Annotated in this window: 8 protein-coding genes; 7 read left to right on the top strand and 1 reads right to left on the bottom strand. The window is 70.1% G+C overall.

The window, feature by feature from the left end:
• Window positions 1-265: 265 nt before the first annotated feature.
• A complete protein-coding gene (locus PARN5_RS22620; protein WP_018001392.1) occupies window positions 266-3,502 on the top strand; it encodes a hypothetical protein in 3,237 nt (1,078 codons plus the stop codon).
• Complete coding sequence (locus PARN5_RS0119170; protein WP_018001391.1) at window positions 3,499-8,799, top strand: CHAT domain-containing protein; 5,301 nt, start codon at window positions 3,499-3,501, stop codon at window positions 8,797-8,799. Before PARN5_RS22620 ends, PARN5_RS0119170 begins: the two co-directional genes overlap by 4 nt.
• Window positions 8,800-8,925: 126 nt before the next feature.
• On the opposite strand, the gene PARN5_RS0119165 is transcribed toward PARN5_RS0119170, so the two are convergent.
• Window positions 8,926-9,810, bottom strand: a complete 885-nt coding sequence (locus PARN5_RS0119165) for a LysR family transcriptional regulator (RefSeq protein ID WP_018001390.1) — start codon at window positions 9,808-9,810, stop codon at window positions 8,926-8,928.
• 252 nt (window positions 9,811-10,062) lie between these two features.
• On the opposite strand from PARN5_RS0119165, the gene betC reads away from it, so the two are divergent.
• The 5 genes from betC to PARN5_RS0119140 all read left to right on the top strand — a co-directional run bounded on the left by betC (window position 10,063) and on the right by PARN5_RS0119140 (window position 17,708).
• On the top strand, window positions 10,063-11,577 hold the full coding sequence (gene betC / locus PARN5_RS0119160; RefSeq protein ID WP_026155575.1) for a choline-sulfatase: 1,515 nt from the start codon (window positions 10,063-10,065) through the stop codon (window positions 11,575-11,577).
• A 69-nt stretch (window positions 11,578-11,646) separates the two neighbouring features.
• Window positions 11,647-13,443 (top strand): chloride channel protein, encoded by a 1,797-nt coding sequence (locus PARN5_RS0119155; RefSeq protein ID WP_018001388.1) that lies wholly within the window; start codon window positions 11,647-11,649, stop codon window positions 13,441-13,443.
• Window positions 13,444-13,518: 75 nt separating this feature from the next.
• A complete protein-coding gene (locus tag PARN5_RS22615) occupies window positions 13,519-14,415 on the top strand; it encodes a helix-turn-helix domain-containing protein (protein WP_051071046.1) in 897 nt (298 codons plus the stop codon).
• 128 nt (window positions 14,416-14,543) lie between these two features.
• Window positions 14,544-15,947 carry an aldehyde dehydrogenase family protein gene (locus PARN5_RS0119145; RefSeq protein WP_018001386.1) on the top strand — a complete coding sequence of 468 codons (1,404 nt, stop codon included), beginning with the start codon at window positions 14,544-14,546 and terminating at the stop codon, window positions 15,945-15,947.
• Window positions 15,948-16,010: 63 nt separating this feature from the next.
• The gene (locus PARN5_RS0119140; protein ID WP_018001385.1) at window positions 16,011-17,708 is read left to right on the top strand and encodes an AMP-binding protein; all 1,698 of its coding nucleotides are present in this window, start codon (window positions 16,011-16,013) and stop codon (window positions 17,706-17,708) included.
• Window positions 17,709-17,717: the final 9 nt, after the last annotated feature.

Here is a 17,717-nt window from a genome sequence, read left to right as displayed (position 1 = left end):
AGTCGAAAATGATTAACAAGACATGCACTCCATGGTAGAGTCCCTGATACGAAAAGGAGATTCGAGATGCGTTTCCTTGTTCTTTGTCTTGCGCTTGCCTTTTCTCTCGCTCCGACCGTGACCGTTTTTCCTGCCATGGCCGGGGTCTGCGACCCCAACCTTCAGCGCTGCTGACGGCTGACGCCGGGCCTGTGACGGGCCCTGGCCGTGTATCGTTATTGGTATCGGAGGCTGCATGGAAAACCCGTGGCCCGCCGGCGTTCCCATGTCGCTTTGGACCTATGGCGACCTGCGCCCGGATGCGCTGAACCAGGTCCCGATGATGGGCATAAAATTTGCGCCCGGCTTTCTTTACGCCTTTATCTTCGGCTGCGTCTTCATCGCGCTATTCGCCTGGAAAAGATTTCTCGTCAAATCCGATGTCCGATCCGTGTCGCGCGCCTTGGGCGAGCTGAGCCCCGGCGATATCGGCGGCCATGGCGCCCTGATCCGCGCCTATTTCATCTATTGCGGCGCGATCCTGCTGCTTTATGTCTCGCTGACGTTTTTCGGCCGGCTGATCCTGCAATCGACGCAGATGATCCCGGTCGCCGGCATCCAGATGGATGTCGACAAGCTGCAATTCGACAGCGCGCAATGGCCGCTGATGCTGGCCTTTGCCTTCGCCGGGCTGGCCGAGATGCTGCCGCCGGTGAAACTGACCGAGGGCTGGCTGCGCAACCGCGCCTATCGTGCCGTGGGCATCCCGGTGCGGCTGGAGCAGACCATGCGCAACCTGATCGTGGCGCTGGACGCGGCGACCAGCGCCACCGATTCCGCAAGGGATGACCTGACCCGGCGACTGGCGGGCTATCGCGGGCCCTGGGAGCAGAGCTTCGCGCGCCATCCCTGGTCCAGAGACCCCGCCATGCAGCGCAAGTCGAGCCAGGATGCGCTGATCTCGTTGCTGGCCCAGCTGGAGCTGCTGATTTTCTGGGCGCGGTCGGCACGGGGGAAATGGCCCGGGCGCGAGGTCTCGAACCGGGTCCACGCGATGGAACAGGACTATGTCCACGACGCCGCCAAGCTGCTGGACCAATTGCACAAGCGCATCTCCGAAGTGCCCGAAGCCGCCACCGGCGTCGATCTTGCGAACCGCAAGGACCGTTTCCGCACCGATATGGCCGAAGCGGCGACAAAGGCCGAAGCCCTGCGCCTGGACCTGGTGGGGATTCTCGCGATCTTCATCGAACGCGACCCCGACAGCCCGGTGCAGGATCCCGAATCCGAGGCGCGCGGACCCGGCCGTCCCGGCACCGTGCGCATCGACCCGGCGCTCTATCGGCTGCTGGTCGCGGCCGATCCGCCGGATTCGGCCGGGGTCGGCCCCGAGGCCGGGCTGTTCCTGGCGCTGATCGCGGTCTTTCTGGTCTATGCCGCGGCGGCCTGGCGCGGCGTGGTCGAGCCGATCGGCACTTTCGTCGAAACCAGCAATGTCTATGGCGTGCTGGCCACCGCCCTGGTCGAGACGCTGCGCATCGCCGCCCTGACCTGGCTGCCGCTGCTCGCCGCCTTTTCGCTGCGGCAATATCTTTGGGACAGCGGCGACTGGGCCGGCGCGGCCAGGACCCAGCGCCGGTCGGGCTATGCGATGCAGATCTTCTCCTGCCTGTGCCTGGGCGTTGCGGTCTCGGTGCTGGGGCTGATGGGCGTGGGCGCGCTGAAGGCGTTTTTCGTCGCGCCGACGGCAAGCTATTTCTTCAGCCTCTATGTCGGCAGCACGCCGTTCATCCTTTATTTTCCCAGCCAGGCGATCATCCTGCTGGTGCTGATCCCGATGGCCCTGCTGTCGGCCGATCTGCGCAAGAGCTCGGCGATGCGGCTGTGGTATGGGACGGGCTGCGCGGCCGGGGTCATCCTGCTGTCGATCGAGCACCAGTATTACTGGAACCCCTCGCTGGCGCAGCAATGTCCGGGGCTCGCCATGCTGTCCTCGAGCGATTGCGCCGGGCGGGGCGAGCTGGTGATGCATCTGGTGCTGGGCATGCTGGCCTTCCTGGCGGCGGGCGTCCTGGGCGAGTTGCCCGAACGCAACCGCCGGCTGCGGCAGCGCTGGCTGCCCGACGAGGTCCTGCCGCTGGCGCTGATCGCCGCATTGACGCTGTGGCCGGCGCATCCCGCGCTGGCGCAGACCGCGCGCGAGGGTGCGCGCAGCAGCAGGGGTCCGCAACAGGTCGTCATGGCCATGCGCGCGGATGCGCCGCCGTTTTCCTATCTGCTGCCGGGCAGCGACCCCAGCCGGCCGGGTGCCTGGCACGGCTATCTCGCGCAGCTGTGCCTCGACATCTTTGCCGGCCAGGACCTGTTCCAGGTCACGCTGCGGCCCGTCACCTCGGGCGACCGCTTCCAGGGGCTGAACCTGCCGCTGGCGCACAAGGACCAGGCCGACATGCTGTGCGACGCCGTGACCATGCGGTTTTCGGATGCGGTGCGGTCGGAAAGGACGGTGTTCTCGCCCATCGTCTTCGCCTCGGGCGTGTCCTATCTCGACAAGATCGAGCGCGACATGCGCAACGGCATGCTGATCGGCTATATCGGCAGCACGACGGCGCGCGACGTGGCCTTCAAGGCCTGCGAGGTCGATCACTTCAACGCCCTGCTGCCGATGCAGCGCGGCATCCTTTACCAGCGCTGCAAGCTGCGCTGGAGCGCGGCCGAGGCGCGCCGGGCGCTGGAAAGCGTCCCGCTGGACACCAGGCTGGCCGGCGACAGCGTGGCGGCCCTTGCGGATGCCGCGCGCAGGCTGGACGCGCTTGCGCAGGACAGGAAGCTGGTCTCGCGGCTGGACCCGGACAGCCGGCGGCTGATGGAACGGGTCCTGGGCGCGCCCGGCCAGGCCGATTCCGCCGCCATGGCGCAAAGCTCGGGCGTGGAGCCCTGCCGGTCCGCTTTGGCTCATGCCGCGGCGGGAGTATTGCCCCAGGCCTGCAACGCCGTCCTCGCGCTCGTTCGGGATCCCAGCTGCGACAGACCGCAGCCGCAGGACCAGACACTGGCGGACAAGCCGATCGCCGAACGGCCCTGGCCGGACTATCGCTTCTGCCCGCTGGCTTCGCACGAGGCGCTGATCGAATGGTTCTGCGCCGGCCCCTCGACCCAGCGGCGCATCTACATGGGCGACCGCGAGTTGATCCTGGACCGGCTGCAAGGCTGGAACGACAAGCGCGGCCCCTGCATGGTCGAACAGCCCGGCGGCGCCGAATTCCTCTCCTATGAGCCCTATGCCTTTCCGATCTCGGTCTATCGGCCGCGGCTGATCCAGTTCGTGCAGCAGCGCATCTACAAGCTGTTTTCCGACCGCGCGCAGATGAACGCCCGCTTTGCCGGCAGTTTCGAGGGCCGCCGCATGTCCTCGACCCTGGCCTATCTGTTCCTGCTGAACGCGGTCGAGGACGAGGCGACGCTGCGCCCGCCGGCCCGCTCGGCCGAAACCCCATCCGCCGAGCAAGAGGTGCGTCCGTGAAGATCCTGCTGCAAGGCCAGCCCCTGCCGGACGCTGGCGACCCCGAGATCCGCGCCGCCGTGCTGATGTCGGCGAACCGGGACGAGGCCGACCGGACCGAGCTCGACATCGCCGACAACGAGGTCGTCGAGATCGAGACCGACGACGGCGCCCGGCTGATGATCCGCGGCGACGAACTGGCGCGGCGCCTGCCGGGCAGCATGGTGCTGTCGCGTTCGGGGGCCGCGCCCGATGTGCTGGCGATCCCGCACGAACTGGTCCTGCAACCGCCGCCCGAGCTTGCCGCCGCCGACGCCGCGCGGGGCATCATCACCTGGACCATCCGCCGCGTGGTCGTGCGCGGCCCCCAGGCGTCGGCGCTGGATCTGGCCCGGGAATACGAAGGCCGGGTGCCTCTGGGCCTGAAGCTGTGGAGCAGGGACGGCAGCCTGGCGCCGCTCGCAGATGGATTGCAGCCGGGCGAGGACCAGCACGACCTGCCTTGGCTTCTGTTCCTGCATGGCACCGGTTCCTCGACCCTGGGCAGTTTCGGCAAGCTGCAACCGGGTCAGCCCGAGGTCTGGCAGGCGCTGCACCTGGCCTATCCCGGCCGCATCCTGGCCTTCGACCACCGCAGCCTGACCGAGGATCCGGTGCAGAACGCGCTGGACCTGCTGGGGCAATTGCCGCAGGGGGCCGAACTGCATCTGGTCAGCCACAGCCGCGGCGGGCTGGTGGGCGAGCTGCTGGCGCTTGGCCATCTGGCCGAGCCCCAGGGCGATACCGTGCTGCGCCCCGAGGATCTGGCGCTGTTCGAGGGCGCCGCGCGCGACCGCGCCGAGGAACTGGGCCGCGCCCTGGTCCGGCAGCGGATCGCCGTCACCCGCTTTGTCCGCGTCGCCTGCCCGGTGCGCGGCACCTGCATCGCCGACGGCCGGCTGGGCGACTGGCTGGGGCTGGTCTTCAACGCGCTGGCGCGCAGCGCCCGGATCCTGGGCGAGGCGCCCGCGGATTACATCGAGGCGCTGGCCCGCATCTCCGCCGCCGCCCTGGCCGGCGGCGACCGGGCCGACGCGCTGCCGGGCGTGGCGGCGATGGCGCCGGAATTCTCGCCGCTGGTCCGGATGCTGAACGCCGGCCGCCCGCTGCGCGGGGAGGCCACGGACGGGCTGGTGGTGATCGCGGGCGATCTGGAGCTGTCGCTGTCGGCCAGGAAGCTGATGCTGTTCTTCCTCGACAACTTCTTCGGCAGCGACCATGACCTGGTGGTGAACACCGCGCTGATGGAGGGCGGGCTGCCGCGGCACGATCCGGTCCTGCTGGTCGATCGCGGCCCCAAGGTCACGCATTTCGGCTATTTCGGCAATGCCCGCTCGGCCGCCCAGTTGCGCGACGGGCTGCTGGCGCCCGATCGGCTGCGCGGCATCGCCCCGCCCGACACGCGGCTGGCCGAGGCCGAGCGGGCCGAGAAGGACCGCGGCGTCACCCGCGCGCCGGTCCCGGCCGAGACCGGGGCAGAGGCCGGGCTGGTGCTGTCCGAAGGCCCGGCCGCGCCGGCGCTGCTGCGCGGCGCGGTGCTGCCCTTGGCGGTGATCCTGCCCGGGATCTCGGGCAGCCATCTGGCGGCCGGGGGGCAGCGGGTCTGGCTGAATCCGGGCGGCATCTGCACCGGCGGCGTCCGCCGGCTGGCGATCGACCAGCCCCGGGTCGGGCCGGACGGGGTGATCGAGCTGTATTACGGCGAATTGCGCCAGCACCTGTCGCACACGCATGAGACCTTCACGCTGGCCTATGACTGGCGCCTGCCGATCCAGACCACCGGCGCGGCGGTGGCAAGGGCGGTGCTGACCAAGCTGCGCGGCAATCCGCAGCGTCCGATCCATTTCGTCGCGCATTCCATGGGTGGGCTGGTGGCGCGGGTCGCGCTGCGCGACCCGGTCCTGCTGCAGGCCTTCCAGGGCAATGCCGCCTCGCGCCTGCTGATGCTCGGGACGCCGAACGGCGGCTCGCTGGCCATGGCGCTGGGGCTGCTCGGCCTGTCCCGGACGGTCAAGATGCTGGCCGCCCTCAGCCTGACCGAGGACATCGCCCAGATCAGCGCGATCATGCGGGCCTGGCCGGGCGCCTTGCAGCTGCTGCCGCCGGCCTTGCTGGACGCGGGCGCATGGCAGGCTCTGGCCGGGCCGCGGGCGCTGGACCCGGCGGCGCTGGCGCAGGCGCGCAGCTTCTGGGCGCTGATGCGCAACAATGCCGGCCTGCCCAGCGGGCGCTGCCTTTACCTGGCCGGCATGGGCCAGACCTGCGACCAGCTGTTCCGCGACGCCTCGTCGAGGCTGATGATGACCACGACTCCGCGCGGCGACGGCACCGTCTTGTGGTCCAGCGGCATCCCGGCCGGCGTGCCGGCCTGGTATGCGCCGACCGAACATGGCGATCTGTGCAAGGACCGCTCTCTGCACCCGGCGATCAGCGACCTGCTGCTGAAGGGCCAGACCGAGCTGCGCCGCGTCACCCGCGGCCCCGGCCTGCGCGCGGCCGAGCCGGTCGCCGGCCCGCGCGAGGCGGTCAGCGCCGACATGCCGCTGCCCGCCATGCCCTCGACCCTGCAGCTCGTCGCCATGACCATGGGCGGGCGTCCCCCGGCCCTGCTGGAAACCGCCCCGCCGGCGACGCCCGAGGTGCGCGTCAGCGTCGTCCATGACGACCTGCGCCATGCCCGCCACCCGATCCTGGTCGGCCATGGCCTGGGCGACGCGATCCGCAGCGCCGAACAGGCGCTGGACCAGCGGCTGAACGGCCGGCTGCGGCGCCGCAACGCGCTTGGGCTGCATCCCGGGCTGATCGGCAGCTGGGACGTGCATCTGTCCCCTTGCGCCGAAGCGCCGGACGGCGTGACCGGCGGCATCGTCGTCGGCACCGGCGTCATGTCCGGCCTCAGCACCGGCGCGCTGACCACCACCATCCGCTCGGGCCTGCTGGCCTATGCCGATGCGGCGCGCGACCTGCTGGCGCCGCCCGTGACCGCGGCCAAGGACGAGGCGCAGGCCGCTGTCCCGCGGGATCTGGGCGTCTCGGCGGTGCTGATCGGCTGCGGCTCGGGCGTGGTCTCGGTCGCGGACAGCGTCTCGGCGCTGCTGAACGGGGTCGAGCAGGCCAACCGGATCCTGTCCGGCCAGGCCGGGACCGACATGCCCGTGCGCTTTGCCGAATTGCAGATCATCGAGGCGGTCGAGCAGGTCGCCGTCACCGCCTGGCACGCGCTTGGCCAAAGGGTCCGGCGCATGCGCGACCCCTTCCGCCGCGAGGGCCCCTTGCAGCTGGGCAGGGGCGGCTTCCGCCGCACCGGCCCCGAGGCCGACCCGGATTCCTGGATGGAGGTCACGATCACCGCCCCGCGTCCCGAACCGCCCGCCCCGGGCGCGCCGGCGCCGTCGCTGGGGCCGCTGCATTACCTGCTGGTCGATGGCCGCGCCCGGGTCGAGGCCGAGACCGTGGCGGTCAGCCGCCGGCTGGTCCAGCATTACGTCGCGCAGATCCCCGACCAGCCCGTGACGCTGGATGCCGACGGCATCTCGCCGGGCCGCACGCTTTTCGAACTGCTCTGGCCCGCGGCCCTGAAGCAGCACAGCCTCGAGGATCGCAACCTGCGCCTGGTGCTGGACCGCGACAGCGCCACCATCCCCTGGGAGATGCTGGACGACCGCCGCCCCGACGAATACGGCCGCTTTCCCGAGCTCCTGAAGCCGCCGGCGGTGCGCTATGGGCTGATGCGCCAGCTGGTCAGCCAGCGCGACTCGCCCACGCCGCCCCGGCGCGGCGGGCCGCGCAGTGCGCTGGTCATCGGCGATCCGGGCGACGGCAGCGGCGGCCTGCCGCCGCTGCCCAACGCCCGGGACGAGGCCTTGGCCATGGCCGCGCAGCTGGAAGAGGCCGGCTTCGCGGTGACGCGGCTGGTCGGCCCGGATGCGACGCCGGCGCGGGTCATCTCGGCGCTGTTCTCGCGCGGCTGGAGCGTGGTCCATATCGCCAGCCACGGTGTCATCGACTGGCGCCCGACGCCGGATGCGCCGCCGATGACCGGCATCGTGCTGGGCGCGCCGCCCCTGGGCGTGCTCGAGGCGCCGCTGTTGCGGCAGATGCCCGAAGCGCCCGAACTGGTGTTCCTGAACTGCTGCCACCTGGGCCAGATCGGCACCGAGGACGGCTTCGGCGCCGCCCTGCGCCGGGACCGGCCCGGCTTTGCCGCCAGCCTGGCGGTGGAGCTGATCGAGATGGGCTGTGCGGCGGTGGTGGCCTGCGGCTGGGCGGTCTCGGACGCGACCGCGAAGCAGTTCGCGCAGGGGCTTTACCAGCAATTGTGCGGCGGCACCGACTACGGCACCGCCCTGCGCCAGGCCCGGGCCGAGGCCTATGAGGCCTCGGGGATGGCGACGAACACCTGGGCCGCCTATCAGTGCTACGGGCATCCCGGCTTCGTGCTGACCCCGGCCACGGCCGAGCGCCAGGGCGACGGCGTCGAGCTTGCCTCGCCGGCCGAGGCGCTGGCCCAGGTCCGGGCCGAGATGGCCTTGCCCGACGCGCCGGGCCAACGCCCGCTGGCGGAGCGGCTGGCGCATTTGCAGGACAGGATCGAGCGCGCCGGATGGCTGGACCATTCCGATCTGGCTGCGGCGCTGGGCGACGGCTGGATGGCCTGCGGGCAGAGCGACAGGGCCATCGCCGCCTATGGCCATGCGCTGAAGGCCGAGATGCCGAACCTGCCGTTGAGCAGCCTGCAAGGCAGCGCGGTCCTGCTGGACGGCAGCGATCCCGACCAGCCGCTGGCCTGGGTCGAGCTGCTCGAGGCGCTGAACCGGGCCTGCCAGCCCAGCCTCGGCCGGCATGTCCTGCTGGCGCGGCTGTTCCGGCAGCGCGCGACCGGGGCTTTGAATCGCAACCAGCGCGACAAGCACCTGCGCGACATGGCCGCCGCCCTGGATCAGGCGCTGGCCTTGGCCGGCCAGCGCTCGGATGGCGACCGGGTCGATGCGCTGCGGCTGGAGCGGCTGCTGGCCCAGGCCCTGCTGTCGAAACCGCCGGCGCGCCTTGCCGCACAGCTCGCGCCCCTGGCGGGCCGGCTGAGCGGTGCCGGACGCCTCGGCGCCCTGCTCGCGCTGGTGCAGGCGGTCGTCGGCGCCGATCCGGCCCGGCTGCCACCCGCCGCGGCCCTGCGTGACCCGGCGGAGCTCTTGCCTCTGGCGCTGCTGGCGCTGGCCGCCCTGCCGGCGCGCTCGCCCCTGCGTCCGGCCCTGCGCCAGGCGCTGGAGAACCTGCCCTGAGCCTGTTCCAACCCGGCAGGTCATCGACATGGGTTCAGAGGCGCTGGACACAGGCCTGGCCCGCACGACCCGGCCCGAACGCCATGCCGGCAGGCGCGCCTGCCTCAAGCAGATCGGGGGGCGGAATTAGTGCCGCGCGCTTTCCGCGACCAGCCAGTCGCGCAGGCCTTGCGTCGCCGGCTCGTGCGGGGCGCGCTGGATCATGTGATAGCCTTGGCCGGGCGCCACCCGCTCGGGGCCGAAGCGGACCAGCTGACCGCGCGCCAGCAGCGGATCGACCAGCCCGCCCCAGCCAAGCGCCACGCCCTCGCCGGCCAGCGCCGCGTCGATCACCAGCGAATAGGTGTTGAAGCGCAGGTTGCCCTGGTCGCGGGCCAGGTCGCCCGCGCGCCCGATGGCCGCAAGATAGCGGCGCCAGTCGAACCAGGCGGCGGGATGCGGGCTGTCGAGATGGATCAGCCGGGTCGCGCCAAAGGCGCCCGCGCTGCGGCCTTGCGCGAAATGCGGGGCGCAGACCGGGACGACGCGCTCCTCGATCAGCAGTGTCGCCTCGGGACCCAGCGTGGCGGCGCTGCCGAAGACCACGGCGATGTCGCCGGGCTCAAGCTGCCCCAGGTCGCTGTGCTGCGAGGCGATGATCTGCAAATCGGCCTCGGGCTGGGCGTCGCGAAAGCGGTGGATGCGCGGGATCAGCCACAAGCCGGAAAAGGCATAATCGGTATGCAGCCGCAGCACCGCCGCGCTGGCCTTGCGCCGCAGCCGCGCGGCCAGCTCGTCCACCTGATCGACGCTGCGCGTCAGGATCGCGAGCAGCGCCTCGCCGGCCTCGGTCGGCGCGACGCCGCGATGCCCGCGGGTCAGCAGGGCCGCGCCGAATTCCGCCTCGGCCCGGCGGATCTGATAGCTGACGGCGGGCTGGGTCAGGTTCAGAAGCCGCGCGGCTTCGGACAGGCTGCCGGCGCGGCAGACCTCGACGAAAACCCGCATCCAGCCCAGGTCGACATGGCGCATCGGCGATAAAGATCCTTTATGGCCTGCATGAAAAGAATCCCGCTGCACGGCAGGCTTGGCACAAGGCTATATAAGCCCATGGAATAGCGCCTTCCGCGGCGGCATGGCAAGGGGCAGGGGGCCCGGCGCCCGCGTCACGCCGGGCGGTTATTTCGACTGACTATCCCGGCGCGCCGGGCTATAGGCGGCGGCAGGCCGATGCCGCAACCCGGCCCGCGCGCCCAGACCCTGAACGACCGAGACGAGCCCGAGATGACACGCCCGAATATCCTTATCCTGATGGTGGACCAGTTCAACGGGACGCTGTTCCCGGACGGGCCGGCCGCGTTCCTGCACGCGCCGAACCTGCGGGCGTTGGCGGAACGCTCGGTGCGCTTCGCGAAGACCTATACCGCGAGCCCGCTTTGCGCCCCGGCGCGTGCCAGCTTCATGTCGGGGCAATTGCCGCGCCGCACCCGGGTCTATGACAATGCGGCCGAATTCGCCTCGGACATACCGACCTATGCCCATCACCTGCGCCGCGCCGGCTATTACACCGCGCTGTCGGGCAAGATGCATTTCGTCGGCCCCGACCAGCTGCACGGCTTCGAGGAGCGGCTGACCACCGACATCTATCCGGCCGATTTCGGCTGGACGCCGGATTACACCAAGCCGGGCGAGCGCATCGACTGGTGGTATCACAATCTCGGCTCGGTGACGGGCGCGGGCGTGGCCGAGATCACCAACCAGATGGAATATGACGACGAGGTCGCCTTCAACGCCACGCAAAAGCTCTATGACCTGTCGCGCCGGCTGGACGACCGGCCCTGGTGCCTGACCGTCAGCTTCACCCATCCGCACGACCCCTATGTCGCGCGCCGCCGGTTCTGGGATCTCTACGACGACTGCCCGGCGCTGGAGCCCGAGGTGCCGGCCATCCCGTTCGAGGATCAGGACACGCATTCGCAGCGGCTGATGGAGGCCTGCGACTTCCGCGCCTTCGACATCACGCCCGAGGACGTGCGCCGGGCGCGGCAGGGCTATTTCGCCAATATCTCCTATGTGGACGAAAAGATCGGCGAGATCCTCGACGTGCTCAAGCGCGGCCGGATGGACGACAACACCATCATCCTGTTCGTCTCGGATCACGGCGACATGCTGGGCGAACGCGGCATGTGGTTCAAGATGAGCTTTTTCGAGGGCTCGGCCCGGGTGCCCTTGATGATCGCGGCGCCGGGCTGGCAGCCGGGGCGCATCGACCAGCCTGCCTCGACCCTAGACGTGGTGCCGACGGTGGCGGCGCTGGCCGGGCTGGACATCAGCACGCTTTCGCGCTGGACCGATGGCGAGGATCTGACGGGGCTCGCCACCGGGCAGGGCGCGCGCGGTCCGGTGCCGATGGAATACGCGGCCGAGGGCACGGTGACGCCAATGGTGGCGCTGCGCGACGGCGACTGGAAGCTGGCGCTGTGCAATGCCGATGCGCCGATGCTTTACAACCTGGCCGACGACCCGCAGGAGCTGCGCAACCTGGCCGACGACCCCGCCCATGCCGAGACCCTGGCGCGGCTTTCGGCGCAGATGCGGGCGCGCTGGGACCTGGAGGCCTATGACGCCGAGGTGCGCGAAAGCCAGGCCCGGCGCTGGGTGGTCTATGAGGCGCTGCGGAATGGCGCCTATTTCCCCTGGGATTACCAGCCGCTGCAAAGGGCCTCGGAGCGCTACATGCGCAACCACATGGACCTGAACGTGCTCGAGGAAAACAAGCGCTATCCCCGGGGCGAGTGACGCGCCCCAGGGCGGCGGGCCGGCCCCCGTCGCCAGATCCTCTCCGCGCCCCCCCCGGATGACCGCCCCATGCCCTTTGCCCGCAAGACCGCCCCGCGCCGCCTGATGCTGTCCTTTCTGCAGCGGATCAACGAGGTCCGACGGCAGCTGCGCGACCAGGAGGCGATGCTGGTCGTCATCGCCTTCGCGCTTGGCGGGCTGGTCGGGCTGGCGGTCGCGGGGCTGCACCGGCTGCTTCTGGCGGCGCAGGGGCTCTTGTTCGGTCTGCCGCGCGACGCGGCGCTGAGCGCGCTTTCGGACCTGCCGGCCTGGCCCTATGCGCTGGTCCCGGCGGTGGGCGGGCTGGTGCTGGGGGTCTGGGCGCTGGTCGCGCAGCGCATCCGCCCGGCCGAGATCGTCGACCCGATCGAGGCCAATGCGCTTTACGGCGGCAAGATGTCGGTCTGGGATTCGCTGCGGCTGGCCTGGCTCACGCTGCTCTCGAACCTCTCGGGCGCCTCGGTCGGGATGGAGGCGGGCTACAGCCAGCTTGGCGCCAGCCTGTTTTCCGCCGTGGCCCAGCCGTTCCGGCTGCGGCGCGAGGACAAGCGCTGCCTGACCTCGGCCGGGGCGGCGGCGGCCATCGCCGCGGCCTTCAACGCGCCGCTGGCAGGCGCCTTCTACGGCTTCGAGCTGGTCCATGGCTCCTACGCGCCGCGCAACATCGCCATCATCGGCGCGGCGGTGATCTCGGGCACGCTGGCGCGCCGCGCGGTCGAGCCGCATGGCTCGCTGTTCCACCTGCCCGATGTGGCGGCGCTGCCCGACACGCTGCTGCCGCTGTTCATCATCATCGGATTGCTGGCGGCGCTGGTCGGCACCGCGACCATGCGGCTGGTCTCGGTCTTCGAGCGGCTGTGCCAGAAAAGCCGGCTGGCGGTCTGGGCGCGTCCGGCGGCCGGCGGGCTGATCCTGGGCGCCATGGCGCTGGCCAGCCCGCAGGTGCTGGGCAGCGGGCACGACTCGATCCAGGTGCATATCAGCCAGAACTGGGGCCTTTGGGCGGTGGCGCTGCTGCTGCTTGGCAAGATCCTGGCCTCGGCCCTGTCGCTGGGCGTGGGCTTTCGCGGCGGGCTTTTCAGCTCGTCGCTGTTCATCGGCTGCCTGCTGGGGGCGCTGGTCGCGCAGCTTCTGGTGCTGGCGCTGCCCGGCCTGCCCGAGCTGCGCATCCCCGCCATGCTGGCCGGCATGGCCGCGGTCGGCGCCGCCATCACCGGCGCGCCGCTGACCATGGTCTTTCTGGTGCTGGAGATCACCGGCAATTTCGCCTTTACCGTCGGCGTGCTGACCGCGGCCTTCATCGCCTCGACCGTGGTGCGGCTGACCTTCGGCTATTCCTTCTCGACCTGGCGCTTCCATCTGCGCGGCATCCCGCTGCTGGGGGCGCATGACGTGGGCTGGGTGCGCGACCTGACGGCGGGGCGGATGATGCGCAGCGACATCCGCCGCGTGCCGCTGCACCAGCCGGTGGCGATCCTGCGCGAAGAGCTGCCGCTCGGCAGCCGCAAATACGCCTTCGCCGTGGACGAGCACGACCGCTATGCCGGCATCATCGACATGGCGACCGTGCACGACCCCGAGATCACCGAGCTGGCCGATGTCCTGCTGGCCGCCGATTGCATGATCGGCGCCGATGCGCATGTGTTCCGCCAGGACAATATCCAGGCCGTGCTGGACCAGTTCTCGCGCACGCAGCTGGAAATCCTGCCGGTGCTGGACGGGCCGGCGACGCAGCGGGTGCTGGGCTCGCTGACCGAGGCCTATTGTCTGAAGCGCTATGCGCAGGAACTCGACAGCCGCCGCAGCGACGAGATCGGCGCGCCCTGAAGGGCGCGGTTGATCTTGCGCCCCCCTCGCGTATCATGGCCGCCGCACAGCAAGCCTTCTTGGGGAGGAAAGGTGATGATGTGTTTCGAGGAATGGAGCAATTGCGTCCTGTCCAATTGCGGCCAATACGATTGCACCCCCGCCGAGCGCAACCGGCGGGCCGTGGGGGATTTCCGGCTGCGCCGCCGCCACGGCATCGACATCGCCGAGATGGATTGCCGCATCGACCGCATCGACCGCCAGCGCTCCGGCATCCGCAGCGATGACAGCGAATATCTGTTCCTGCTGATGCAGCGCGCCGGCGAGGCGCGGGTCATCCACAATGGCGCGGCCGAGGTGCTGGCGGCCGGCGACTGCCTGCTGATGGATTCGACCCGCACCGCCCAGATCCGCTTCGACGGCCGCGACGCCAGCTTCACCTCGGTGCATCTGCCGCGCGCGCTGTGCCTGGAAGGCCGCCCCGCCGCGCCGCTGACCGGGCGGCGCATCCCGGCCCGGCATCCGCTGCTCGCGGGTCTTGGCGCCCTGCTGGCCGAGGCGCCCGAAGCCGATGACGCCGCGGACTATCTGTTCGATTTCGTCGCGCTGCTGTTTCGCGGCGAAGGCCCGGCGCCCGGCTTTCGCGACCGCGCCGGCCGGTTCCGCCATGCCTGCGAGACCATCGAGCGCCACCTGACCGACCCGGAATTCTCGATCGAGCGGCTCTCGGCGCTGGTCAACCTGTCGCGGCGCCAGTTGCAGCGCGATTTCGGCGACCACGGCACCAGCTTCACCCGGGTGCTGGCGCAGCGCCGCGCCCGGCTGACCGCCGACCACCTGCGGCGCGCGGCGCAGATGAACCGCCGGCCGGTGATCTCGGAACTGGCCTTTCGCGCGGGCTTCGGCGACCTGTCGCATTTCAACCGGGTGTTTCGCCAGCATTACGCCATGGCGCCGGGCGACTACTACGCCTCCTGCCGCGCCGTGCATTGATCGCAAAGGCTTTTCCTGGCGCGCCAGCCCCGGTGGCTGGCGCGGCACGCCAAGACGCCGCTCGGCCCCGCGGCCTATGCTTTCCGCCATGCCCGGTTGAGGAGCCGGCGCGCTTTGGGAGGAAAAAGATGGATTACAGGATGCTGATCGGCGGTAAGCTGGTCTCGGCCGAGCGCATGGTGGACGTGCTCAACCCCGCCACCGAGGAGGTCTTTGCCCGCGTGCCGCACGCGACCGAGGCGCAGCTTGACGAGGCCGTCGCCGCCGCCGCCGCCGCGCAACGCGACTGGGCCAGGACCAGCATGGCCGAGCGGCGGGCGAAGATCGAGGCGCTGGCCGCCGCCATCGGCGAGCACGCCGAGGACCTGGCGCGCACCGTCACCCAGGAACAGGGCAAGCCGCTGCCCGAGGCGCTGGGCGAGGTGCAATGGAGCCAGGGCTATCTGGCCCATACCGCGACGCTGGAACTGCCCGACCGGGTGATCCAGGATGACGCGGATTTCCGCATCGAGACCCGCCACAAGCCCCTGGGCGTCGTGGGCGCGATCATCGCCTGGAACTTCCCGCTGCTGCTGGCCTGCTGGAAGATCGGCCCGGCGCTGATGGCCGGCAATGCCATCGTGCTGAAACCCGCGCCGACCACGCCGGTCGCGGCGCTGAAGCTGGGCGAGCTTTGCGCCAGGATCCTCCCGGCCGGGCTGGTGAACATCATCACCGACGCGAACGACCTTGGCCCGCGCATGACCACGCATCCGGGCATCGCCAAGATCGGGTTCACCGGCTCGTCCGAGACCGGCAAGCGCATCATGGCCAGCGCCGCCAGCACGATGAAGCGGGTCACGCTGGAGATGGGCGGCAACGACCCGGCCATCGTCCTGCCCGACGTCGATGTCAGGAAGACCGCCGAAAAGGTCTATGGCGGCGCCTTCATGAACGCGGGGCAGGTCTGCCTGGCGGTCAAGCGCGCCTATGTCCATGACGCGATCTATGACGAATTCTGCGACGCGCTGGCCGAGATCGCCCAGGCCGCCGTGGTCGATGACGGGCTGAAGCAGGGCACCACCATCGGCCCGATCCAGAACAGGGCGCAGTATGAGAAGGTCAAGGGTTTCCTGGCCGATGCCAGGGCCAGCGGCAAGGTCATCGCCGGCGGCGAGGCGCGCGAGGGCAGGGGCTATTTCATCACGCCGACCATCGTGCGCGACGTTCGCGACGGCCAGCGCATCGTCGACGAGGAACAGTTCGGCCCGATCCTGCCGGTAATCCGCTTCGACGATATCGACCAGGTGATCGCGCGGGCCAATGCCTCGGATTACGGCCTGGGCGGCTCGGTGCATTCGGCGGATGTGGACCGCGCGGCCGAGATCGCCGGGCGCATCGAATCCGGCACGGTCTGGGTGAACCAGCAGCTCAACATCGGCCCGCATATCCCGATGGCCGGCTTCAAGGGCTCGGGCCTGGGCGTCGAGCAATCGGTCGAGGGGCTGACCGAATATACCCAGATGCAGGTCGTCAACATCGCGCGCGGCTGAAGGTCGCCCCGGCCGGGGCGCGGTCCCGCCGCACCCCGGCCCTTGAAAGGACAGGAGACGATCATGACGCATCCGCTTTCCCGTTCGGCCGCGCCGCAGGACGGGCTGTCGCATGTGCGCGGACCGGCCGAGCCGCCGCTGAAACATGCCACCATCCCGCAACTGCTGGCCGAGGCCGTGGCCGCGCATGGCGGCAATGACGCGCTGGTGTTTCGCGAAAGCGGCGACCGGCTCAGCTATCGCGAATTCGCCGCCCGGGTGGACCGGCTGGCGGCCGGGCTCTTGTCCCTGGGCATCGCCAAGGGCGACCGGGTGGGGGTCTGGTCGCCGAACCGGCTGGAATGGGTGCTGACGCAGTTCGCCACCGCCCGCATCGGCGCCATCCTGGTCAATATCAACCCGGCCTATCGCCTGTCCGAGCTGGACTATGCCCTGAATAAGGTCGGCTGCCGGGCGCTGGTTGCCGCCAGCCGCTTCAAGGGCTCGGACTATGCCGCGATGCTGCGCGAGCTGATGCCGGAACTGGCCGCGGGCGGCGCCCCGGCGCGCTTTCCCGAGTTGCGCCATGTGGTGATGATGCAGGACGATCCCGGTCCCGGCATGATCGCCTTTGCCGAGCTGTCGGCCCGCGCCACGCCCGACCTGCTGGCCCGGCTGGACGGCATCGCGCTGGACCCCGACGAGCCGATCAACATCCAGTTCACCTCGGGCACCACCGGCCAGCCCAAGGGCGCGACGCTGTCGCATCTGAACATCGTCAACAACGGCCGCTTCGTCACCGACCGCATCGCGCTGAGCCATGCCGACCGGCTGGTGATCCCGGTGCCGCTTTACCATTGCTTCGGCATGGTGATGGGCGTCCTGGGCGCGGTCAGCAAGGGCGCGACCATGGTCTTTCCCTCCGAGGCCTTCGATCCCGCGCAGACGCTCGACGCGGTCGAGGCCGAGCGTGCGACGGCGCTTTACGGCGTGCCGACGATGTTCGTCGCCATGCTGCAGGAACTGGACCAGGCGCATCGCGATCTCGCGAGCCTGCGCACCGGCATCATGGCCGGCGCGCTCTGTCCGATCGAGGTGATGAAGCGGGTCAATCGCGACATGCACATGCATGAGGTGACGATCTGCTACGGCATGACCGAGACCTCGCCGGTGTCCTTCCAGAGCTTTACCGACGACCCGACCGAGAAGCGCTGCGAGACCGTCGGCCGCATCCACCCGCATCTCGAGGTGCGCATCGTCGGCGAGGGCGGCGCGACCGTGCCGGTCGGCGAAAAGGGCGAGATCTGGACCCGGGGCTATTCGGTGATGTCGGGCTATTGGGCCGATCCCGCCGCCAGTGCCGAGGCCATCCACGACGGCTGGATGCAGACCGGCGATCTGGGCACGCTGGACGAGCAGGGCTTCTGCACCATCGTCGGCCGGGTCAAGGACATGATCATCCGCGGCGGCGAAAACATCTATCCGCGCGAGATCGAGGAATTCCTGATCCGCCACCCGCAGGTGCGCGAGGTGCAGGTCTTCGGCATCCCCGACGACCGCTTTGGCGAAGAGGTCTGCGCCTGGGTCATACCCCGCAGCGGCGAGACCATCGACCCCGAGGCCCTGCGCGCGCATTGCAAGGGGCAGATCGCGCATTTCAAGGTGCCGCGCCATGTCCGCGTGGTGACGGAACTGCCGATGACCGTCACCGGCAAGCCGCAGAAATTCGTCATGCGCGACCGCATGGTCGAGATGCTGCGGGCCGAGGCGGTGCAGCCCTGACGGCGGCGA

Source organism: Paracoccus sp. N5 (genome assembly GCF_000371965.1).
Taxonomy (GTDB): domain Bacteria; phylum Pseudomonadota; class Alphaproteobacteria; order Rhodobacterales; family Rhodobacteraceae; genus Paracoccus.
The sequence above is the reverse complement of the archived record's forward strand: the minus strand, read 5'-3'. Positions and strand labels throughout refer to the sequence as shown.